Origin of the sequence: Rufibacter hautae (assembly GCF_008271695.1) — a bacterium.
GTDB classification, from domain to species: Bacteria; Bacteroidota; Bacteroidia; order Cytophagales; family Hymenobacteraceae; genus Nibribacter; species Nibribacter hautae.
The window spans coordinates 136,478-159,783 of record NZ_VKKY01000003.1 but is presented as its reverse complement, the minus strand read 5'-3'; the positions used below and the strand labels follow the sequence as shown (position 1 = coordinate 159,783).

Here is a 23,306-nt window from a genome sequence, read left to right as displayed (position 1 = left end):
CCTGGTTTGCCAAAAACAGAGTTAAAACGCATCGGTCAGTTTTAAATTTCAACTATAGCGCCGGACCTACCGCAGCACCATCATGGAACAGATGCCGGCTAGCATGATCACTTTGCAGAGCCAGCTCAACTGGGCGTATTCCTTCTTCCGGTCAGCGTGGAAAATCTGCCTCAGGAGCAAGAAAGTAGGCAATATCACGCCTAAGAAAAGGTAGGCCACAAAAAGCGGTTCGTGCCACCGGTGCGCCATGATAAAGCCGGTATACAACAGGAAAAACCCCACCAGCAGGTACAAAATCCACTTGGTTTGAGGGAGTCCCAGCACAATGGGCAGGGTACGGCATCGAAAAGAGGCATCACCTTGCACGTCTTCCATATCTTTGATGATCTCCCGCACCAGGGAGATGAGAAAGGCAAACACGCCATAGGCCCAGGCGGCCAGGGAGGGCTGTCCGGCCTGCAGCGGCACCACCAGGACCATCACCGCCGAGAGCAGCGCGATGGTGAAATTCCCCACAAAAGGCCGCTTCTTGAACTGCGCCGAGTACCCCCACAACAGCAAGGCCACGCCCAGCAACACCCCGCCAATGCGCCAGCCCAACAGAAGCCCCAGCAGCACACCTGCCGCAGATAGATACAGGTGGATCATCATGGCCCGGCGGCGGGTGAAGAACTTGCCTACCACTACCCTCTCTGGCTTGTTGATGCGGTCTATCTTGATGTCATAGTAGTCATTGATGATGTAGCCCGCCGCGGCAATGCAGATGGTGGCCACCATGAGAATGGCGAAAGGCCAGGAAAGTGCATCCTGGAAGGAACGCTCCGGGAAAACCAGGAACTTCCGCACCATCAGCTGCGCCAGCAGCATAATAAGGAGGTTAGGAAACCGAATAAGGGCCAGAAATTGCTTCACAGGTGCTGGATAGGAAAACGGAAGTTACGGCATAAAATCCAGCTATGAAAAAAGCCCCTGGACCAGGGGCTTTTTGATGAGAATGCAAAATGAGTATGAAGCGTAGAAGTGTTAGATTTTCTTCACGTTAACCGCGTTGATGCCTTTCTTACCTTCTTTGGTGTCGAACTCTACTTTGTCGTGCTGTTGGATTTGGATACCGTTGAGGCCTGTAATGTGAACAAAGAAATCCTCGTTAGTAGCTTCCTCTGTAATGAAACCGTAGCCTTTGGATTCGTTGAAAAATTTAACAGTTCCTGTTTTCATAAAAATTTAAAAATTGAAATAATGAATGATTCTGTAAATATATGATTATTATACAAAAACCAAACTTTATTTATAAAAATTTGAAAACCAAGTAAAAACAGGTACGTATAGCTACCATTTTTTCTGCAGCTTCATCACCATCTCTATGAGTTCGCGCACCGCGCCCTTGCCTCCCTCGGCGGTAGCCACGTACTGCGAGATGTCACAGATGTCGATGGCGGCATCGGCCGGGCAGGCCGAGATGCCGCAGTGCTGCATCACTTCCAGGTCTGGCATGTCATCGCCCATAAACACCACGGTTTCAGGGTCAATGCCATAGTAGTAGACGTAGTTCTGAAAGGTGTCCAGTTTGTTCTCTGAGCCCAGGTAAATATCCTTCACATCCAGCGACTCCAGCCGCTTGCGCACCCCGGGTTCATTTCGGCCCGAGATGATGGCCACGCGGTAGCCTTTCTTCAGGGCGTGCCTGATGGCGTACCCGTCTTTGATGTTGAACGCCCGCGCCTGCTCTCCGGTGGAGAAACACAGCAGGGTGCCGTCTGTCAAAACGCCATCCACATCAAAAATGAAGGTGGTGATACTCTTGAAATCAGGGAGTGCTTGCATGGTTAGGACATCAGGGATAGGAACTGCAATTTACGTTTAGGGCCTGTTTCCACGAAAACAAGGCCGAAACGGAGAAAGGCTATTGGTTATCGCGCCACTCGTACACCCACTTGGCCTGGATCTGCTCCAGGTGGCCTTCGGTGGCCTGCTCGCGGGTGCCTTCAAAGTTAGGAAGACTCAGAACCCAATCCAGCAAATCGGTGAACCGGATGCGGTAGATCTTGTTCTCGGAGAAGTCATCGCCAAATTTCTCGTAGAGGGCCATGGCAATGTCTTCATGGTCGCTCCACTTCATAGGTGGCTCATACAGATTACTCATATCTTTATCTAGTTGATAGTGTTTAGTTGATGGTTGCTAGTTTTCTGGGATTTGCCGGGGATTGAAGCAGGGCATCAAACCTTGCATAAGGCTTGTTACGGTGGGTTTACACCTGCCCTAATCACTAAAGACAAATCACTGATAACTAATTAGTGCCCCAGGAAATCTTGCTTGGGTATGGTGATCACCAGGTCCTGACCGCCCTGTACCACGCACTGGCAGGCCAACCGCGAGTTGATGCGGGGATTCACCGCGCGGTCAATGTAATCCTCCTCTTTGTCGGTGATTTCGGGCAGGTCATCCATGCCGGTCTCTACGTAAACATGGCACGTGCTGCAACCACAAACACCACCGCAGTTGTGCTGCAGCTGAATCCCGTTGTTGAGGGCAACGTCCAGAACAGACTCTCCTTCGGCACCCAAATGGGTTTCGTCGGGCTTTCCGTCCATGAACTTATAGGTAATATTAACGACTTTCATTCCTATGGATTAATAAAGGTGCAAAGGTAGGCATACAGCCGCCCTAATCAAAACCAATGCCGCTTGGCGCGGTTACCGAGAAGACACCAGTGGGTTTTACGCCTGTTTTCCAAAAAACGGCTCATTTTCTGCCACCCTTTGGATACTTTCTGTCAGCACCTGGTACAAATGCTGGTAGGGAGGCTGGGTCTGCAGTAGCTGCAAGTGCGCTTGCAGGGTGTTGGTGTCACCGCGGCGGGCCGGGCCAGTCTGCACCGTGAACGGCGGAAATTGAAAGGCTTTCTGCACGGTTTCCAGCACCAGCGGCTCCAGAAGGTTCACCGGAAGCTCTGCTTTCTGCAACAGTTCCTGCGCCACGCCCCACAAATGATTGGTAAAGTTACAGGCAAACACCGCCGCCACGTGCAACTGCTTTCTTGCCCGGCCATTCATCAAAACCACTTGCTCGCTGAGCACCTTCCCCAGCGTCAAGAGGGCTTCTTCGGCCTTTGGAGAAGCACCTTCCACACAGATGGGAATCCTGCTCCAGTCCAGTTCCTTTTCCTTGCTGAACGTCTGCACCGGGTAGAAGACACCGGTCTCCACCACAGCCAAAGAAGCCAACAGTTCCATCGGCTGCGCCCCCGACGTATGGGCCACCACAGCACCGGCTGGAAAAACAGCGTTCTCCACCAACTTCGGCAACGCTCCGTCTGGAATGGCCAAAAGATACACTTGGGCTGTCGGCAATATCCGGAAGTCTGTGGTGTCTGTGGCTTGCGCACCCGGAACCTGCCCCGCTAAAATCTGCGCCGAGGCCGGTGTGCGGCTGTAAACCAGAGGGATGTCTATGCCCGCTTCCCGGAGGCCCTTCACCAGGTGTGTGGCTACGTTACCGGCCCCAATAATTGCTACCTTCATGTCTTTCACCTATTTGTGGAGGGCTAAGTTAGCAGCTTTCCGCTTTCCCTTTTCTGTAAGTCGGTTGCTCTTTGGCCGAAGCGTTTACAGGCTGATTTTCTCTAAACAGCCCTTAAACAAGAAAGCCGCGGAAGAAAATGAATCCTCCCGCGGCTTTCTAGATAGTTCTGGCGTTTAGGCCATCTGCTTTTTGCGTTTCACGGCTTCTTTACCGGCCGGGCCTTTCGGCGAAGTGGCATTACCGCCTTTGCCGTCATTGTAGTGGCGCACAATGGCCATCACAAAGCCCAAGCTCATGATCAAGGTACCTATCCAGAGAATGCTGATGAAAGGTTTCTCCATCGCTTTCAGGATGATGTAGTCTTTCTGGGTAGTGTTGATACCAATGGTGAACTCGCCTTTGTCTGGGTCAATGTTCATGAGCATAATCCGGAGGCCCAGGTCTTCAATCTCTTCCGGTACGCGGCCTACCATGCGGTCTCTGATGGCATAGATTGGGTGTGCGTGGTAGGTGCGGCGCTCGCCTAGAACCTGCATATCAGCTTGCACAGCTACATCGCCTGGTTTCAGGTTCAGCATCAGGGTGTCTTTGGCCGGCTCAATACCGTGCAGCACCGCCACGTAGTCATTGAGGTAGAGCGTATCCCCGATTTTCACCTGGTACTCCTTCAACTCGCCCCATTCTTTCTCTTCGTTCGGGTCTGGAATAGTGGAAACGTGCGTGTACAGGTCTTTGGTACCGAACATCTTGATATCTGGAGAGGCCAGCAATCCCATTTGTGGGTTCACCTGCGCTCTTGGGTACAAGGTGAAGACCTCGCCAGACTCGCGGTTCTTGAACTCTACCTCGTAGTAGGTATTCTCTGGGTAGATGTCTACGGTATCACCGGCTTTGTACTTAATCTGGTCACCGTCTTTCAGCGGTCCACGGGCAACGGCTCTGAACTCATCCTCCAAACGGAAAAGCTGCTGCTTGTTCACGTAATCCGGCAGGTCTTTCACTTCCAGGTACTGGCCTTTGTACGTCACCTTGTAAGGCCCCATGTCAGTACCGGCGTTGCGCCACAGCAGCACGTTGTCGCGGTTGATGTCATCCCCGAACTCACGGGCGTACACCATTCCAGACATGTTCTTGGAGATGATGTTAGAATACCCGGAGGAGAACAGAATCCCGATCAGCATCAAGGCCACCCCAATGTGGGCCACGGCGCCTCCGGCAATGGAGGCTTTCTTCCTGATGAGGCTAAACACAATGCCCAGGTTACTGAACACCGCGTACAGAGACGCCAACAGTAACAGAATGTACACCGGATTATCAATGCGCTCAATATAACCCATTTTGCTTACCAGCAGGATAAGGGCGGCAAACAAAGCCGTGAGCATGAGCGGCACCATGAACAACTCAGAGAACTTGTTGCCTTCACTGTTTTTGCGCCACCACAACAACTGACCGGTACCGGTGAGCAAAGCAATGGCAATCCCCATCCACATCTGGAACTTGGTGTAGTGCGCAATTTGGTCAGCAGGCAAGGCCACGTTGGTTTTCACGCCAATGAAGCCCATGAAGGCGTTATACACCGGAATAGAAGTGGTCACCAGCACCTGGAAAGCACCCAAGCACAACACAGCCGCACCAATGAAAACCCAGAACTCACCAGAGTAAGTGGCAATCTCCTTGGCCGTAGCCGGAATGTGTTTCCACCGATACACCAGCAAACCAATGGCCAACACCACAAATGCTGCCAGGTACGTGAACAACTGACCAGACAGGCCAAGGTCGGTGAAAGAGTGCACGGAAGCGTTACCCAGAATACCGCTTCGGGTTAAGAAGGTAGCGTACAGCACCAGCAGGAATGAGGTGATGAACAGGATGAACGTAGCGCGCAGAGCGGTCTTGCTTTTCCGGAAGGCAAGTAACGTATGGATAGCACCCACCAGCACCAGCCACGGAATGTACACGGCATTCTCTACCGGGTCCCAGTTCCAGTACCCCCCAAAGTTCAGGGTTTCATACGCCCAATAGGCACCCATCATGATTCCCACACCCAATACCACGGCAGCGAACAAGCCCCAAGGCAAAGCAGGCTTGGTCCAGGCAGAGAAGTCTTTTTTCCAGAGGCCGGCAATAGCAAAGGCAAACGGCACCAAGGTAGTGGCGAAGCCCAGGAACAGCACCGGCGGGTGTATCACCATCCAGTAGTTCTGCAAGAGCGGGTTCAAGCCGGTTCCGTCCTTCGGTACGAAGTTGGGGTCCATCTGGAACACCGGGGCATCGGTCATGAAATCACGCATCAGGATGAACGGCGAAGAACCGATCTTCAGGTCACCGATCACCACCCCTAAGATCATGGAGGTTAGGAACAGCTGCACGAAGGAGAAAACCGACATCACCGGGCTTTCCCACTTCTTACCCGCAAACTTGATCAGCACCAGACCCAGCAGCGCGTGCCAGAAAATCCAGAGCAGGAAAGACCCTTCCTGGCCTTCCCAGAAACAGGAAATCATGTAATGCACCGGCAGGTGGTTACTTGAGTGGCTCCAGGCGTAGTGGTACTCGTAGCGGTGCGCGTAGATGATGTTGAAGAGACAGAAGATAATGCCGAAAACCGCCGCTACGTGCACAAAGAAGGCACCTCGGGCCAGTTTTTTCCAATCCTGCTGCTCAGAAGAGAGCTCCTTGGCATTAGCAGAAAATGCAAAGGCGACTGATGACACCAGCGCCGTCACAAACGCGATAATGACACTGTAGTGACCTAAATCACCAATTAAAGTATTAACCATTTCAAATAGTTATGAGTCTTGGGTTCTGAGTTCTGGGTCAAAAGCCCAAAACAACACCTCTAAAACTCTTATAAATGATAAAGACTAAAGGAGAATTGGCTTTGCCTCAAATGATTTCACTTAAGACTCAGAACGCAAGACTCAGAACTAATTTATAGGCTTGCCGTTTCTACCTTCACCTCGTTTTCGGTGTACTTAGAAGGGCATTTGAGCAAAATCTTATCGGCCACGAAGACATTCTCTTTCATGTTGCCGGTAATCACCACCTGCTCAGAGCGGTCAAAATCCTGGGGTTTGGGGCTGTAGTACACTACCTGCTGCTCCACACGATTGGTATCCACCAGCACGAAGGAGAAGTAGTTAGGGTCCAGCGTGGGGTCATACTTCATGCCTACAATGTGGCCTTTGGCGTCTTTCTTCAGACGGCCCACCACGTGCACTTTGGTGTCATCACCGTCCTTGGCACGGGCCTGCGCCTCGGAGAACGGCACGTAAACACTGGCGTCTGAGGCCGTTGACATGATGATCATGATGGCCACCGCAATCACTAAAATCCCGATGATGTGTATTCTTTTCATGGTTATTCAAGAATAGGCGAGTTCTGCCCGCCTCTTTAACAACACTTATTTAAAATTAAATCCGTCTCAAGCGCTTTTCTGCATGGAACGAACACGTTGCGTTTAGGGCCTGCTTTAGGTAAAACACCCTCTAAACGGTTTTATTGCCGAAGCTCGCGCTCCAGTTTGGTGATCTTTTTGTCCAAACCAATGAGGTACAGCAGAATGCCCAGCAACACGCTCACCAGCACCGCCACCACAATGTAGATCTTGCCGTCACGGCGCATGACATCGGCCATCTCGGGGTCAGATGCCGTTTTGTCCTGGGACGTGTACTCTATGGTAGAACCTCCCTCATTTGCGTTTTGCGCCATAGCAGGCATTGAGAAACCAGCCGCCCACGTCAGGAGCAGCACCAGGAGCCATTTATGCATTTTCATAGAATCGTTGCTTTAAAACTTCTAAACGGGTGCGCAGGTGCACCACCCACACTCCCAGCAGGGTCCAGCCAATGACCGCCGGATAAAACACAGCCCTTAAGCGGCTGTCCAGGTCATAGGAGTTGAAACCAGGGTTTCCGCCGTTGCCCGGGTGCAGAGAATCTGTGAGGCGCGGCAGGATGAACAAAAGCGGAATAAGCGCCGCAAACGCGAAGATGTTGTACACGGCGCTGATGCGCGCGCGCTGCTGATGATCCTGAAAAGAACCCCGCAGAATAAGATAGGCGAAGTAAATTAGCAGCCCAATGGCCGAGGCGTTCTGCTTGGGATCGTTGCTCCAGAATTCGCCCCACGTGAAACGTGCCCACTCCATGCCTGTGACAATGCCCAGCACCCCGAACAGGATGCCCACCTTCGCCGATTCATAAGCAATGATATCATTCCGGGAAAGCGGATTTCTGAGGTACTTAATGGAATACACCACCGATACCAGCAGAATCAGGATCATCCCGAACCACATGGGCACGTGGAAGTACAGGTTCCGGATGGTTTCATTGAGAATAGCCAGACGGGGCACCTCGCTCAGCATACCCATTACCACTGTGTACAGCAGCAAGGCGATCGTCAGCCATTTCCACCAGGTTAGTTTCATTCGTTTTTGACTTTGTTTTTTATTTACGGGCCTTAACTGCGCCACAGGTACGGGAACAGGATGTAAGACACGGTTACCACAATCATATTAATCGCCAGCAATACCAGCGCCTCGTCCAGACTCACCGACGGGTCCAGCCCGTCAATGGCGTTTTTGGACATCTTCATGAGCATGAGCAGCATGGGCACCATCACCGGGAAACTCAGCACCGCCATCAGCGTTCCCGTGTTCGCCGCCTTGGCCGCGATGCCCGAGATCATGGTCAGCGACGAGGCAAACCCAATCGCTCCTAAGACAATCGTCACCAGGAACATCCCCACGTCCTGCACCGGATTCCCAATCACGATGGCGTAGAACCCGAAACACAGCAGCGACAGCACCAACATGAGCGCCGCGTTGTAGATCATCTTCGCCAGAATCACACCCTGCGGACTCACCACACTATAATAATAGAGTAGCCGTCCGCGGCTTTCCTGGGCAAAACCCTTGGCAATGGCATTCACCGCGGTGAACAGCAGAATAATCCAGTACAAGGCATTCCAGACCGGCACCTCCAGCCCTCCGAAGCGCAAGCTGAAACTGAGGTAGCAAATGAAAACCGTGCTTCCCACGTACAGCAGCATGCCGTTGAACGCATACTTTTGCCGCCATTCCAGCACAAAATCCTTTTGCATCAGGTAAATAACCTCTTTCAGCAGCACTTCTTCTTAACTTTTCCACAAAGGTACAACACAAATGAATGCTGACGGATGATTTCCGTCATTATTCACGTGCGCAGCGGGTGGTTTTGGAGTTACTTTCAGGAAATCAGACCTGAAACGCAAACGGTTACCTCCTTCCCCAGAACGAGGCCTACGCTCCGATCCGTTGCCTTCGCTTTGCCTCGCCTGATCCTTTTTCTGAACCGAGGAATCTGCACCGGTCCAGAACCTTTGGGCGCCGCCAATACCCAGCGCTTTTATAGCGGCAGGCTTTTGCGTTTCGCCTTTGTTTTTCAGAAAAGAGGCCTAAAACGGCTAATCTGCACTTGCAGAACTGTTCAGGAACCAGAAAAGCAGGTTCGTTAACCTCGGCTTAACATTCACTATTCCAACTTAACGATAGGGTAATATCGGGATAATCATGGGGTAAAGTGGTCGCTCTACTTTTGCAGTGAGACTAATACTAACCAAATGAGATCGTTTTTACTCACCCTCTCTTTTATCTGCACGGCCCTCGCAGGCTTTGCGCAAACAGGAACCCTCACCGGAAAAGTAAAAGACAAGAAAACCGGCGAAGCCATTATCGGCGCTACGGTTTCGGCTACTACTTCCAACGTAGCCGCCACTGACCTGGAGGGCAACTATTCCCTTTCGTTGGCCCCGGGCACCTATAAAGTCACCATTACCTATGTTTCTTATAAACCGCTGACGCTGGAGAGCGTGACCATAGAAGCGGGCAAGACCACCACCCTCAACTCCTCCCTGGAAGACGATGCCCACAGCCTGGGCGAAGTCACCGTGGTAGCCGAGCGCCAGGTGAACAATGACATCTCCCTCATCAAAGACATCAAGCAGAGCAACATTGTGGTGAGCGGCATGTCTAATGAGCAGATTGTGAAGGCTCAGGACCGTGATGCCGCTGAGGCCGTACGCAGAATCCCCGGTGTTACTATCCAGGATAACCGTTTCATTATTGTGCGGGGCTTGAGCGAGCGTTACAACTCTGTGATGCTGAACAACGTGCTCACCCCCAGCTCTGAGGTAGACGTGCGCGCCTTTTCTTTTGATGTCCTGCCCACCAGCGTTATAGACCGCATCTTGATCTATAAGTCACCGGCCCCCGAACTACCCGGAGATTTCGCTGGTGGGGCCATCAAAGTAACCACCAGAAACGCTGTGACTGAGAACAGCGCGTCGTTCAGCATTGGCACTGGCTACCGCACCGGCACCACTTTCAGCGACAGTTATTACACTTACAAAGGCAGCAAGACCGATTTCCTGGGTTTTGACAGCGGCACCCGCCAATTGCCTGGCAACTTTCCTTCCACGGCCAGGTTCCAGAGCCTAAGCTACGCCGAGCGTGCCCAGTACGGCCAGAACATGGACCTACCCAACACCTGGAGACCAGAGAAAGCCACGGCCGCCCCAGACATGCGCATGAATTTCGGGCTGAACCGCGTGTTTGACGTAGCCGGCAACCGGGTTTCCAGCATCACCGCTGTGACCTACAGCAACTCACGTCTGCGCCAAAACACCATCCGGAATGATTACCAGCAGCAACAGGGCAACGGCGACGTGGACACCAACTGGAGCTACACAGACCAACTGTCTGGCAACACGGTGCGGGTGGGTTTACTGCAGAACTTCTCGCTTCGCCTAAATGAGAACAACAAGATAGAATTCCGGAACCTCTTCAACCAGATCGGGATTTCCCAAACCACCGTACGCCAAGGTTTCAATTATGAGAGCGGCACCGTGAAAGAAGAGCAGAACTACGCCCTGCGCTACGAGAGCCGCAGCATCTACACCGGCCAGTTGCAAGGCACCCACTCCACCCCAGACCAGAAGAACACCTTCACCTGGTCCGCGGGCTACAACTTCATCAACCGCCAGGAACCAGATTTAAGAAGAGTACGCACCCAACGCGATGCCGGGTCTGAGGGTCCCTTCCAGGTACAGGTTTCCACCTTGTCTACGCCTTACGATGCCGCTCGCTTCTTCTCTGACCTGAATGAGACCACCTACATCGCCGAAGGCCAGTGGCAGCACCTCTTCAACGCCGCTGATTCCGCTGATGCGGAGAATGCCCCAAAACTGAACATCGGGTTCTACGCCGAGCGGAAAGACCGTGACTTCAAAGCCCGTACCCTCAACTATAAGCGGAACGCCGGCATTGGCGGAGGCAGAACCGATGAATCTATCCTGAACCAGCCGTTGGAGCAGATCTTCGCCCCGGGCAACATCTCCTTCCCTAACGGATTGATCTTTGACGAAGGAACCACCATTGCTGACAGATACGATGCTTCCAACACGCTGGGCGCTGGTTATGTTGGCATCTCCAAGCAGTTCTTCAACAAGGTTAACTTCTACGGTGGGGTTCGTGCCGAGTACAACTGGCGCCAGGTAACCACCGCTGACCAGTCTGGCACTTACGAGGTTGACGACAAAAAGCTTTACCTGCTGCCATCGGTGAACGTGGCCTACAACTTCAGCACCCGTTCCCTGTTGCGCCTAGCCTACGGCATGACCGTGAACCGCCCAGAGTTCAGAGAGCAAGCCCGTTTCAGCTTCTATGACTTCAACGAGAACGCATCGGTACGCGGTAACAATGAACTGAAGACCGCCACCATCCACAACGTGGACATGCGCTATGAATTCTACCCATCCTCCGCAGAACTGCTCTCACTGGGAGTTTTCTACAAACGGTTCATCAACCCCATTGAAACCAAACTGGAGGCTGGCAGCGGCACCAACTACACCTTCGTGAATGGGAAATATGCCAACAGCGTAGGCATTGAGGCCGAGGCCCGTAAATCGTTCAGAGAACTGGCTGGAAGTAAGTTCCTCCAGAACCACTCGCTGGTCCTGAATGCCTCCCTCATCCACAGCCGGGTTACCCTGGGAGACCAAGCCTCTGGAGAGGCAACTGACAGACCTATGATGGGACAGTCACCCTTCATCGTGAACACGGGCCTTTACTACCAAGACGAAGAAACCGGTTGGCAATACTCTGTCATGTACAATGTACTGGGCACCAGAATCTACCGCGTAGGTGATGAACTGAACCCTACTATCTATGAACTGCCCCGCCACGTGGTGGATGTGACCCTCACCAAGAACTTTAAGAACAGAATGCAGGTGAAAGCAGGTGTGACCGACTTGTTCAACCAGAAATTCCGCTTCAAGGAAGACACCAACCAAGATGGCGAGATTGGCTCTGCAGACCTTCCTATCTATCTCTTCAACAGAGGCATGTACAGCACTGTGACCTTAGGGTACACCTTCTAATCAACAACTTACCTTTCAATAACTCCAATCAAACACTTTTCAGAAAACAAGTATGAAAGACTTAGGTAAATTATCATTAATGCTTTTGGCCGGTTTGGCATTGGGTTTCACCTCTTGCTCTGACAGCGAGGACGATGACACTCCCACCCCTACCGTGAAAGGCAACGCAAACTTGCAAGGCACCATCTCCGCGAACAGAACCCTGGATGCCGATACCGTTTACACCTTGAAAGGCTTTGTGTATGTAGACAACAACGCTACCTTAACCATAGAACCAGGTACCATCATCAAAGGCGAGAAAGCCACCCAAGGAACGCTCTTGATCCAGCGGGGCGCCAAGATCATGGCCCAGGGTACCGTTGAGAAACCAATTGTGTTTACTTCAAACCAAGCCAAAGGAAGCCGCGGAGCTGGTGACTGGGGCGGAGTGGTAATCTTGGGGAAAGCCAAGCACAACCAAGCGCAGGATCCAGTGGTAGAAGGCGGTCCGGTGGCTTACTACGGTGGCACTGAAGATGCTGACAACTCAGGGGTTTTCAGTTACGTGCGCATTGAGTTCGCCGGTTATCCGCTGCAGCCTAACAGAGAATTGAACGGCCTCACCATGGGCTCGGTAGGTTCAGGCACCAAGATTGACCACGTACAAGTTTCTTTTGGCGGTGACGATGCTTTTGAGTGGTTCGGCGGCACGGTGAATGCTACACACCTGGTGGCTTACAGAAACACCGATGACATGTTTGACACTGACTTTGGGTACAGCGGCAGAGTGCAGTATGCCTTAGGCATCAGTGACCCCAACATGTGGGACGTTGCCACCGGTGGTGCTTCTAATGGTTTTGAGTCTGACAATGACGGTAACGGTTCAACCAGAACTCCATTGACCACCGCCACTTTCTCTAACGTGACCATTGCAGGCCCAGGCAGCAACATCGCAGCCAACGCTCAGTTTGGCCAAGGCGCACACCTGAAAAAAGGAACCAGCCTTTCTATCCGTAACTCTATCATCAGCAACTATGCCAAAGGCATCACCTTAGATGGCTCTGTGGTAGAAGGCTACGCCCAGAACGGCGGCCTCAAGATCATGAACACCGTAGTAGCGGGTGCCGGCGAGAACACCGCCATCAACAAGGCCTCTTCTTCTACGTCAGAATTCAACGCCACCACCTGGTTTAACACCACCACCAACGGCAACAGCATCAAAGCCCTGAACCAACTTGGTTTAGCTACTACTGCTCCTTACCTGCCACAGACTGGTTCTATGGTGCTGACTGGCGCATCTTTTGCCGGAATCAACGGCTTTGAGACCACGAACTACATCGGAGCCTTCGGTACCACTGACTGGACTGCCGGCTGGACCAACTGGGACCCACAAAACACAGATTATTAATCAAGATTTTTAAGACAAGATTGGCCATCAATATGGGTGAGAAATAGAGGTGGTACAATCACTTTGCGCGTGGCTTAGTCTCCCAGGCGCAGGGGGCCCGCCAGAGATGGCGGGCTTTATCTTTCATGAGAGAAAGAACAGAAACAGAACGGGCCTCCACTGGAGGCCCGTTCTGTTTCTGTTTGTTAATGAAGCGCGGGGCAATAATTAATAAAGGGTTAGGTAAAGGTTTAGTTTCTTTTGGCAGCGCCTTTGTATTTGTAAACGAGGTATCTCTTCTGCTGTACCGGCGTAAGGTGCTGCAGTACGGCCTCTTCATAGCGGCTATTGATCTCGGCATTCAACGTCTCCAACCGGGTACCCGACGTGATGTGCTGCACTTCTATCATTTCCCGTAGCCTCTCCTTCTCCAGGCTCTTGAGTTTTACAAACTGTGTCTCGCTTAATTTGAGCTTGGTGTGCAGCGCACGCATTCCTGTTTTAAGCCCGTTTTTCTTTTTAGTAAAGGAATCTGCCGAGGAGATGGCCGAGAATGATAAAATAAGGGCGAAGATGAGGACTAAGGTTTTCACTGGTAAAAGACTGCTGTTCGTTTTTCTGACGCAAAAGTAGCAGTCATCCCTAGATGGATTTTCCAAATTAGGCCAACCTCCTAAAACCAAAGTTTAAGCTACTCATTCTGCCGACCAGCCGGCCCCCTCATTTCTAAAAATCAGCAAAACACAGGTTGAACACCCTCTTTACCCCGATAAATAGATTCAGGGCTGTTTTATAGCCGGTTTCATGAAAACAGGCCCGAAACAGAAAAGGCAATCTTCTCAGACTGCCTTCCTTTATTCATGAATAACTTAGTTCTTAACTGATGGGCACCTTGCGCAGAATAGCCTCCACAAAATCCTTCGTCTGCACATTATCGGCCTCGGCCTCATAATTCAGGATCACGCGGTGACTCAGCACGTCTGAAGCGATTTCTTTGATGTCTTCAGGGAGTACATAGTCGCGCTCGTCAAAGAAAGCCACGGCTTTTGCGGCCAAGTTCAGTGCGATGCTGGCCCGCGGCGAAACCCCGAACTGCAGGTACTGGGCAAAATCGGTAAGATCATAATCGCCCGGACGGCGGGTGGCGAAGACCAGCTCGATGATGTAGCGCTCCAGGGTCTCGGAGATCTGCACCTGGTTGATCTCGTTCCGGATGTCGAAGATGTCCTGCTTTGTGAGGATGGTGTTGACCGTGCTGCTGTAGGACAAATTAGACATGCGGCGCATCACCTCCAGTTCATCGGCTTTGGAGAGGTAGTCCACGTAGACTTTCATCATGAAACGGTCTACCTGGGCCTCGGGCAGCGGATAGGTTCCCTCCTGCTCTACCGGGTTTTGAGTGGCCAGCACCAGGAAGGGCAAATCCAGCCGATACGTCTTCTCGCCGATGGTCACCTGCTTTTCCTGCATGGCCTCCAGCAACGCTGACTGCACCTTGGCAGGCGAGCGGTTCACCTCATCTGCCAGGATCAGGTTAGCGAAGATAGGTCCTTTCTTTACCTCAAACGCCGAAGAGCTTTGGTTATAGATCATGGTGCCCACCAAATCTGAGGGCAGTAAGTCTGGGGTAAACTGAATGCGCTGAAAATTGAGGTGCAGCACCTTGGCCAGCGTATTGATAGTCAACGTCTTGGCCAGACCCGGCACGCCTTCCAGCAAGATGTGCCCGTTCGTGAACAGGCCAATGAGTAGTCGGTTCACCATGTATTGCTGGCCCACCACCACCTTGCTCATCTCCCTGAACACCTGCTTTATCTTCAGCTGGTGTTCGCGAATCTTTTCCTGATATGAGAGTTCTTCGGTCTGCATCTACACTTTTAATTACTAATCGGCTAAGGTAACCATTCTGTGGGACACTCTTGGTCTACCATTTCTTAAAGACAAAGAAAACCGCCAGTACCAACAGGGCAAATCCCACCAAATGGTTCCACGCCAGCTTCTCTGATTTAAACACATACACCGTCACCAGCGTGAAAACAGACAGGGAAATAACCTCTTGCAGGGTCTTGAGCTCAAAGAGGGAGAAAGGCCCGCCGTTCTCACGGTACCCCAGCTTGTTGGCCGGTACCTGAAATATGTACTCAAAGAACGCCAATCCCCAACTGATGAGTATAACGCTCACCAAACCCAGTTTCTGCAGCGCCGTGAATCTTTTAAAGTATAAGTGCCCATACCAGGCAAAGGTCATAAAGAGATTAGACAAACACAGCAGGAAGATGGTATAGAAGGCTTTCATATGGTTTTACTTAAAACGGCTTTAAAACGGCAGGATTAAAAGAAGTAACTCCAGGAATAACCAGTAGACGGCTGCCTAAAGCTTTTCCAGCCGCCATGCTCACAATAAACGGTTTAATGCCTGTTTTCTAAAAACGCCCCCGAAACAAAAATTTCAACTATCCCTTCTGAAGTACTACACATCTGCCTGGAGGTTCTTATTAACTATTTGCTTAAACACGCCTTAGTTTAATAAAAAACAATATCTAATTAAAACAATTTACTTTACTAAATATACAATTAAATAAATTATAGCACAACCTTATTTATTTATCATTATTCCAATTATAATAAAATACTACAAGCAAACTATTTCTTAAATTAGAAATTATTTGGCAGCAAAGACCAACAAAATAGGCAAATTTAACTACCCAAAAACAGCCTTTAAACTACGTTTAAGCCATTCATAACTAGTTACAGGTCAGTTCATCGACAAAAAAAGGTATTTTATCGAATACAGAAACAGGCTGGATAAAATTGCATAATTTTGAAGCGTGATTATAAAAGAGAAAAACATAGCCTTAAGACAATATTGGTTTTATTAAGTTTTAAATAGTCCTTCAGACAAAAAAAGCCCTTAGATTATCCAAATTAAGTCCCCCTTTATGGCACAAACTTTACGCCTCCTGGTTTTTGCTTTTATCATCCTTCCTTTTACCCTGTTTGCCGAAGGATCAAAGCAGCTTACCCCCAACAAATCATCTTCCGCCCTTACCAGTCCCCTTAATGACAAGGTCGGCTACTTAGCGCATGATGCCAACTTACCCAGCGCCTCAGGCGTGGCCATCACCTCGCTCAGCTTCCTGAAACCGGCTGGGTTCAGCCGCAACGGCGCTACTTACTCCAAAGACCACCGGCTGTACATAAGAGTGAAAGCCGGCGAAACGCTTTATTATGGGGTGCACCGCGCCATACATGACCAAACCTCGGCCAACCAGACAGACTTAACTATTACTTTGCGCCGCACCAACGCGATCACTGGCGTTGATGACGCAAGTTATTCTTCGTCTTCTGTTTTAAGGGCAAATACCAGTTCTACCAGAGATATGCTCTTGGTGGCAAACCAGAGCGGGGTCATAGACAATGCCACTGAAGCGGAGAATGGCCCTAACAGACCCGCCCTTGGGGGAAAACCGGCTGTCACCAATGGTTACTCGCCTTTGTCTATCACTAACAGCACCACAGAAGATTATGACTACTATGTAGAATTCACCCAGGCAGGGGAAACTTCCTGGACCGATGACGGACGGCGTTTTTCGGTGTATGACCTTTGGGATTTCACAGTGATAGACGCTACCGGTACCGAAAGACAAGGCCGGATGCGTAGCAAACTGTGGTCTTTCTCGGCGGGCGGCACCGCCAACGTTTTCTCTAAGGATTTTAACTTATTTCCCCTAATCCCGAGCGAAGACCAAAGCGGAAAATTCTTCGTGAAAAAGATTGAACTGGCTGGCATTGCGCCTCAGAACTTCTTCCGTTTCGTAACCAACAGCTTCGGGTCCAACACCACGGCTGGAGCCTCCGCCAGCGAGAGACGGAAAAGCCAGACGAGCCAAACCGATTACCCAGAGTACTTCAACTTTGTAAACGACCCAGACCCTACCATCTGGCCCAGCGCCACCGCTCCTACCTTCTCTGTGAGCCTGGCCTCTAGCTGTAATACCACCACTGGCGGCGGCAAGACCTTGTTCAACCTCAACACCACAGAGCGCAGTACTTTCCTCGTCCTCATCAACCTGGACGGCACCCCCGGTTACCAAACCAACGGCACCGACGTGCTACTGGAATCTTCCGGCGCCAGGGGAGCTCGGTCTGTGGAATGGAATGGCTTAAATGGCCAGGGGCAGCCTGTGGCCAAAAACACCACCCTTAACTATTTCTTCAGGAACGGTAGCATGCCGGTGAACTTCCCGGTATGGGACGCGGAATGGAATGATGGCTTCAGGGTGATGGATGTACGGCCGCTCGCTCCCGGCACCACTGCCGGTGATTATTCACTGCTTTTCTGGGATGACAGCAACCTCCCGACAACCTCCTTCCCTTCCCGCTCAGAGCTCTTCGGGGCTGTTTCCAGCACCGGCGTACACACCTGGGGTTCTGCCACCACCACGGCCGGAGACTTGAAAACCGTGAACACCTGGACTTACGGCTACACGTCTTCCAGCCAGCAGTCCACCACCTTTACCTATGACTGCAGCGCAGATGTAGCGGTTACCAACACGACTTCTCCTGCACCCTTTGGTGTGGGAAAAGAATTCACCTACACCGTTACAGCAACTAACAATGGTCCGCTGCCAGCTACCAACGTGATCGTGACAGATAAACTGGACGCTTCGCTCCTTCAGTTCATCAGCGCGTCAGATGCGGCTTACAACAGCAGCACCGGCGCCTGGAACGTAGGAACTTTGGCGGTTGGCGCCTCCAAGACTCTTACCATTACGGTTAAACCCTTGGCGGCAGGCACCATTTCTACCACTGCTTCCCAAACCCATACCGAAGCCGACAACGTCTCTTCTAACAACAGCGCCACGGCCACTATTCAGGTACAGCCTTCTGCGGACATCCAAGTGCTGAATTCCTCAGACAAATCAACCTATAGCAATGGCGAGATTGTCACCTATACCATGACCGCCAAGAACCTGGGTCCTAATGCAGCCACCGGGGTAGCGGTCTCCACGAACCTGCCCGAGGGCTTTGTACCGCTGAATACCGCAGCATCTGCTGGTTTTGATGCCTCTACCGGTATCTGGACGGTGGGGAATTTAGCCTTGAATGAAACCAAAACCATCACGCTTCAGGCGCAGGTTACCAAAATCGGCACCTATACTAGTACTGCCACCCTGGGTAGCCGCACCGGTTACGAACTTGACACCAACGGCAGCAATAACACCTCTTCCAATACCATCACGGTAGCGCCGGCGGCAGATATTGCGGTAACCAGCGTGGTATCCAATCTTACTCCTGCCCAGGGCGAAACGGTTACGTACACCATCCAGGCGGTGAACAAAGGTCCAAACAACGCCACTAACGTTTCGGTAGCGAACCAATTACCAGCCGGATTGACCATCATTGGATCTTCTGCAAGTTCCGGCACTTTTAATGCGGCTTCTGGCACCTGGTCGGTGGGAACCATCGTTACGAACGGCTCTCAGACGCTGACACTCACGGCAAAACCTGCAGCCATAGGTGCCTTAACCGTTACCTCCACCCAGTCGCACACAGAATATGACGGGCAGAGCAGCAACAACACGGCCAGCAGCACCATCACTGTTAGGGCAACCGCAGATGTGGCGGTGACCAACGTGATTACCTCGCCCACCAAGCAAACCTACACCAACGGCGATGAAGTATCCTACACCGTTACGGTGAGCAACAACGGACCAAGCGCCGCCACCAATGTAGTAGTGACAGACAAGCTTCCCGCTACCCTGACGTTTGTGAGCGCCACCAACTCCAGCGGCACCGGAACCTATGATGCCTCAGCAGGCACCTGGTCGGTGGGTACTTTAGCCAACGGAGCCTCTGCCACGCTTACGTTAGTAGCCAAGGTAAACCAAAGCGCGATCATCACGACCACCGCTACTCAAACCCATACCGAGTACGACAACACCAACGGCAACAACAGCGCCTCTAACTCCATCACCTCGGGTACTGGAACCATTACAGCCGACATCAAAGTAACCACCGGCATGTCTGCAGGGCCCTATTACACAGGTAAACAACTTACATTAGGCGTACGGGTAGACAACACCGGTCCTGATGCTGCTACAGGAGTTTCCATCGACGCATTAGTGCCCGCTGGTTTCACCTTATTAAGCGCCGCTCCTAAGGCCGGCACCTATGACGCAGCTACCGGCATCTGGAATTTGGACAACCTCGCCGCGGGCAGTTTCACCGGCATGAACCTGGTGGTAGTGCCCAACGTGGACAATTCCACAACTGCCAGCAAAGCCTACACCTTCACCGCTGTCAAACGGACCGAGAACGAATACGACGGTAACCCAGACAACAACTCTGCCTCTAGCACCTTTACGGTACAAAAGGCAGCCGATGCCTCCGTAAGCATAACTGTTACAGGAGATGTGAATGGCGTTTACTACAAAGGCGTGACGGAGGCTACCTTCACCTTAACAGTGACAAACAACGGCCCAGACAGAATCACCAACCTAAAAGGCCTTGACACCCGTTCAGGCACCATCAATATCACCTATGCCGAGCCAGGCAAAGGCTACAACCCGGCCACTGGCGATTGGATCATTGATGCCTTGGAGCCTGGCCAATCTATGACACTAGTTGTGAAAGGCATTCCTAACACCACAGGCCGTCTGAACCTGGGCGGGGAAATTGTTTCTGCAGACCAGAAAGACCTGAACCTAGAAAACAACAAAGCAGTAGCTCTGATCAACGTAGTACCCGTAGCTGACTTACAGGTAACCAATACCGCTGCTGCAGGCCCTTACTACAATGGGCAAAACACCACCTTTACGGTAGCAGTGAAGAACAACAGCACAGATGCCGCTACCGGCGTAAAGATTGAAGATGTGCTTCCTTCAGGCCTAACTTTTGTAAGCGCAACCCCATCTGTAGGTATTTATGATGCCACTTCAGGTATCTGGACATTGGGCACAGACCTCTTGGCGGGCTCTACCCAGACCTTAGAATTAACCGTGAAACTAACCTCTGGCAGCACCTATACCACTACAGCCTCGGTGAAAGCAGTGAATGAGTATGAAAGCAATTCATCTAACAATACCGCTACCGCCCAAATAACGGTTGAAAAGACTGCCGATGTTGTTCTGGGAAGTTCCATTGCAGCTGGCCCATACTATGTGGGAGGACAATACCAAGTCACCATTACTGCTACCAACGCAGGACCTGACCCTGCTACAGGCGTAGCGGTTTCCGCAAGTGGGGGAGCCGGCTTAAGACCGGTAGCAGGCAGCGGGAAAGCAGACATTGGCACAATGTACGCCCAAGGTGTTTGGACCGTGGGAGAACTGAGAGCTGGTGAAACAAAGACGTTTACCTTCCTGGTGGAGCCTCTTACCACGGGTACCCTCAATAGTTTGGGTTACAAATCAGCCCAAAATGAATTTGACCCTATTGGTGGCACAACTCCTAACGGCAACAACAGTACCGTGGTAAGCTTTACCGTAGAAGACCGGCCAGCGACTGCAAAGGTGGTTAACACAGACAAGCACATGTTCCTGTTTCAAACCGGTGACCATATCATTGAGCTCACAGACCCAGATGGCCTGATTGAAAACGCCAGGATCGTGAACGGCACCTTACCGGCCGGAACACGCCTGGAGCATGACGGAACCCTGGAAGTAGACTATAGATTTCATCTGGTACCAGGCTCCTATACCCTCACCATTGAGACCTCCGACGCACAAGGTAATATCTCATTGAACACTGTTACCTACAAGATTTCCGGTGACTGGGATAAAGACGGGATAGACGATATCTACGACCTGGACGATAACAATGATGGGGTGATCATGGAACCAGGCGCGGTGAACCCCACCGGGGATGCCGATAACGACGGAAACTACAATTACCTAGACAGGGACTTTGCGCACCCAGTGTATGGCGCCTTCCAGGACAAAAACCATGACGATATCAATGATGCCTTTGACCTGGATCTGGATGGTTTAATCAGAGGATTCGACATTGACATTGATGGAGACGGTATCACCAATGCCATTGAGGCAAACGGCGGCACAGCACCAGCTGGCTACAATTCATTGACCGGGACCTTTACTGGTGTGGTAAATGCACAGGGTATTCCGCTGGCTATCTTAGACGCCAATGGCAAGAACATCCTGCCCAACCCAGATACTGACAAAGACGGCTTCGCCGACTTCCAGGATATAGATTCTGATGATGACGGCATTCTGGATGTGTACGAAGCTCAGGCGACGCTTACTTTTGTGAACGGCCTAGGCACCGACAGTGATTTTGACGGCATGAAAGATGGCTATGATGCTACCACTGGCGGAAAAGCCATTGCCCCGGTAGACACTGACAAAGACAGCAAGCCCGATTACCTTGATAGAGACAGCGACGGTGATTTCACCCCAGACTATGTAGAGGCCTTTGATGACAATAATGACGGTGTAGCGATGGATGATTTACTGGAGCGAGCCCGGATCTTTGAAGAAGTGAACCAGAAAGGTTGGTACGTGAATTCAGACAAAGATTCTTCAGGCACTCCAAAATGGATGGCCTCTACCAACGGCTCTCCGGCTTACCTCACCAAGGGTAGCGCGTATCACCATGATACAGACCAGGACGGCTTGGTGGACCTATTTGACACAGAGACCGGCGGACGCGCTGCTTCCTTGCAAACCACCAACGGGGAATACTCTTACCGCTCAGCCTCTGTGATAACGCCACTGCCTGTAACTTTGACCAGCTTCACGGCCAAGGCGCAGAAAGAGGGCGTGCTGCTGAACTGGACGACGGCGGCCGAGAAAGACAATGACTTCTTCCAGGTGGAGCGCAGCATGGATGGCAGAAACTTCAGCGCCATCGGGCAGGTGAAAGGGAACGGCAACAGCAACGTGCGCGTGGACTACAGCTTCCTGGACGGCAAGTTCCTAAATGGCACCGCCTACTACCGCCTCAAGCAGGTAGATTATGACGGCAAGTTCGAGTACAGCAAAACCGTAGCGGTGCAGACCAAAGCAGTAGCCGCCACCCAGGTGATGGTGAAGGCCTACCCGAACCCAACCACGGATATGGCCCATCTGGACCTGACCTCGTTGTCAAGTTCTACAGTAATCATTCGTGTATATGCCTTAGATAGTCGCCTGCTGAAAACCCAGGAAGTGCAAGGTGGCTCGGTACAAACACTTGACCTGACAAAGTTTGCAGCGGGCACTTACCTCCTCAAAATAAAGGGAGCAGAGATAGACACTGTCACTAGAGTAGTGAAACAATAAGCAGATTTCTTTAACCATAGATTTAAAGAAGCGGCTCCTTAGGGGCCGCTTCTTTTATTTGATAGACTCTCTATCTGATTGTCTATTGCCTTTTAAGGCCATTTCCCAAAAACGAGGCAAAAAAGGGAACTGTGAAGGATGCTTCCCATTCTTAGGTTTCTATCAGTTCTTATTCTTCCAATTTACAGTCTCTTACTCATCCTTCCCGGGTCCCTGGGAATCTACAAGGCGTCCAGGTAGCACTTGTTTTAGTAGCTACTCCGATTTACTTTTTCAGCCGCCAGAGATTCAACATACATAGACGCAGTTGATTGGGGTTGCCCCTATCCTTCTAAGAGACACCCACCTACTAAGTATTTTACTGAAGACATCTTAGAAGAAATTACAGCTTAGCACCTCTCTTAAGCTTGACTAACTCCACCTTCAACATCCTCATTTTAAGCATTTTATACTAACTATAATCATCTAAAAAGCAATTATTTACAATAAAACACATTCATTGCACTTTGTTAAGTATATTTTGATTTATTTATATATATTATCTTAAAAAATATTAGGATAAGTAAAAACAACGTTTTATGTTTGCTTATAATTACTTAAAAGTCATAAATATTAGCAATATCATTCAATATTAAACAACCTCTGATCCCCCAAGGAGGCGACCTCAATAACTTTATATCAAATTCTTATTAACAAATTCATATTATCAGGAAAAGGT

Annotated in this window: 17 protein-coding genes; 3 read left to right on the top strand and 14 right to left on the bottom strand. The window is 51.0% G+C overall.

Going from position 1 to position 23,306, the window contains the following annotated elements; all coding sequences use genetic code 11:
- Window positions 1-66 precede the first annotated feature (66 nt).
- The 11 genes from FOA19_RS17080 to FOA19_RS17030 form a co-directional block, all read right to left on the bottom strand.
- On the bottom strand, window positions 67-912 hold the full coding sequence (locus FOA19_RS17080) for a geranylgeranylglycerol-phosphate geranylgeranyltransferase (RefSeq protein WP_149092075.1): 846 nt from the start codon (window positions 910-912) through the stop codon (window positions 67-69).
- 111 nt (window positions 913-1,023) lie between these two features.
- Window positions 1,024-1,218, bottom strand: coding sequence for a cold-shock protein (locus FOA19_RS17075; RefSeq protein ID WP_062543874.1), 195 nt, complete (start codon window positions 1,216-1,218; stop codon window positions 1,024-1,026).
- A gap of 111 nt (window positions 1,219-1,329) precedes the next feature.
- Window positions 1,330-1,824 carry a KdsC family phosphatase gene (locus tag FOA19_RS17070; RefSeq protein WP_149092074.1) on the bottom strand — a complete coding sequence of 165 codons (495 nt, stop codon included), beginning with the start codon at window positions 1,822-1,824 and terminating at the stop codon, window positions 1,330-1,332.
- Window positions 1,825-1,903: 79 nt separating this feature from the next.
- Window positions 1,904-2,143, bottom strand: a complete 240-nt coding sequence (gene iscX, locus FOA19_RS17065) for a Fe-S cluster assembly protein IscX (protein ID WP_149092073.1) — start codon at window positions 2,141-2,143, stop codon at window positions 1,904-1,906.
- A 149-nt stretch (window positions 2,144-2,292) separates the two neighbouring features.
- Window positions 2,293-2,622, bottom strand: coding sequence for a 2Fe-2S iron-sulfur cluster-binding protein (locus FOA19_RS17060; protein WP_123127833.1), 330 nt, complete (start codon window positions 2,620-2,622; stop codon window positions 2,293-2,295).
- A gap of 96 nt (window positions 2,623-2,718) precedes the next feature.
- Window positions 2,719-3,522, bottom strand: coding sequence for a Rossmann-like and DUF2520 domain-containing protein (locus FOA19_RS17055; protein WP_149092072.1), 804 nt, complete (start codon window positions 3,520-3,522; stop codon window positions 2,719-2,721).
- Window positions 3,523-3,696: 174 nt separating this feature from the next.
- Window positions 3,697-6,303 carry a cytochrome c biogenesis protein CcsA gene (gene ccsA / locus FOA19_RS17050; RefSeq protein WP_149092071.1) on the bottom strand — a complete coding sequence of 869 codons (2,607 nt, stop codon included), beginning with the start codon at window positions 6,301-6,303 and terminating at the stop codon, window positions 3,697-3,699.
- 152 nt (window positions 6,304-6,455) lie between these two features.
- Window positions 6,456-6,881, bottom strand: a complete 426-nt coding sequence (locus FOA19_RS17045) for a cytochrome c maturation protein CcmE domain-containing protein (RefSeq protein WP_062543869.1) — start codon at window positions 6,879-6,881, stop codon at window positions 6,456-6,458.
- A gap of 140 nt (window positions 6,882-7,021) precedes the next feature.
- On the bottom strand, window positions 7,022-7,300 hold the full coding sequence (locus FOA19_RS17040) for a CcmD family protein (RefSeq protein WP_149092070.1): 279 nt from the start codon (window positions 7,298-7,300) through the stop codon (window positions 7,022-7,024).
- Entirely contained in the window at window positions 7,287-7,952 is a 666-nt protein-coding gene (ccsA, locus tag FOA19_RS17035) for a cytochrome c biogenesis protein CcsA (protein WP_149092069.1), read from the bottom strand. The genes FOA19_RS17040 and ccsA (FOA19_RS17035) overlap by 14 nt, the downstream gene beginning before the upstream one ends.
- A gap of 32 nt (window positions 7,953-7,984) precedes the next feature.
- Window positions 7,985-8,626, bottom strand: coding sequence for a heme exporter protein CcmB (locus FOA19_RS17030; protein ID WP_149092068.1), 642 nt, complete (start codon window positions 8,624-8,626; stop codon window positions 7,985-7,987).
- A gap of 498 nt (window positions 8,627-9,124) precedes the next feature.
- On the opposite strand from FOA19_RS17030, the gene FOA19_RS17025 reads away from it, so the two are divergent.
- On the top strand, window positions 9,125-11,941 hold the full coding sequence (locus FOA19_RS17025; RefSeq protein ID WP_149092067.1) for a TonB-dependent receptor: 2,817 nt from the start codon (window positions 9,125-9,127) through the stop codon (window positions 11,939-11,941).
- Between the two features lie 52 nt (window positions 11,942-11,993).
- Entirely contained in the window at window positions 11,994-13,328 is a 1,335-nt protein-coding gene (locus FOA19_RS17020) for a T9SS C-terminal target domain-containing protein (protein ID WP_149092066.1), read from the top strand.
- 230 nt (window positions 13,329-13,558) lie between these two features.
- Here FOA19_RS17020 and FOA19_RS17015 read toward each other — a convergent pair whose 3' ends face one another.
- The 3 genes from FOA19_RS17015 to FOA19_RS17005 form a co-directional block, all read right to left on the bottom strand.
- Complete coding sequence (locus tag FOA19_RS17015; RefSeq protein WP_149092065.1) at window positions 13,559-13,900, bottom strand: hypothetical protein; 342 nt, start codon at window positions 13,898-13,900, stop codon at window positions 13,559-13,561.
- A 283-nt stretch (window positions 13,901-14,183) separates the two neighbouring features.
- A complete protein-coding gene (locus tag FOA19_RS17010; protein WP_149092064.1) occupies window positions 14,184-15,176 on the bottom strand; it encodes an AAA family ATPase in 993 nt (330 codons plus the stop codon).
- A gap of 55 nt (window positions 15,177-15,231) precedes the next feature.
- On the bottom strand, window positions 15,232-15,603 hold the full coding sequence (locus FOA19_RS17005) for a DMT family protein (protein WP_149092063.1): 372 nt from the start codon (window positions 15,601-15,603) through the stop codon (window positions 15,232-15,234).
- A 643-nt stretch (window positions 15,604-16,246) separates the two neighbouring features.
- Between FOA19_RS17005 and FOA19_RS17000 the strand changes: the two genes are divergently transcribed.
- The gene (locus FOA19_RS17000; RefSeq protein WP_149092062.1) at window positions 16,247-22,588 is read left to right on the top strand and encodes a T9SS type A sorting domain-containing protein; all 6,342 of its coding nucleotides are present in this window, start codon (window positions 16,247-16,249) and stop codon (window positions 22,586-22,588) included.
- Window positions 22,589-23,306: the final 718 nt, after the last annotated feature.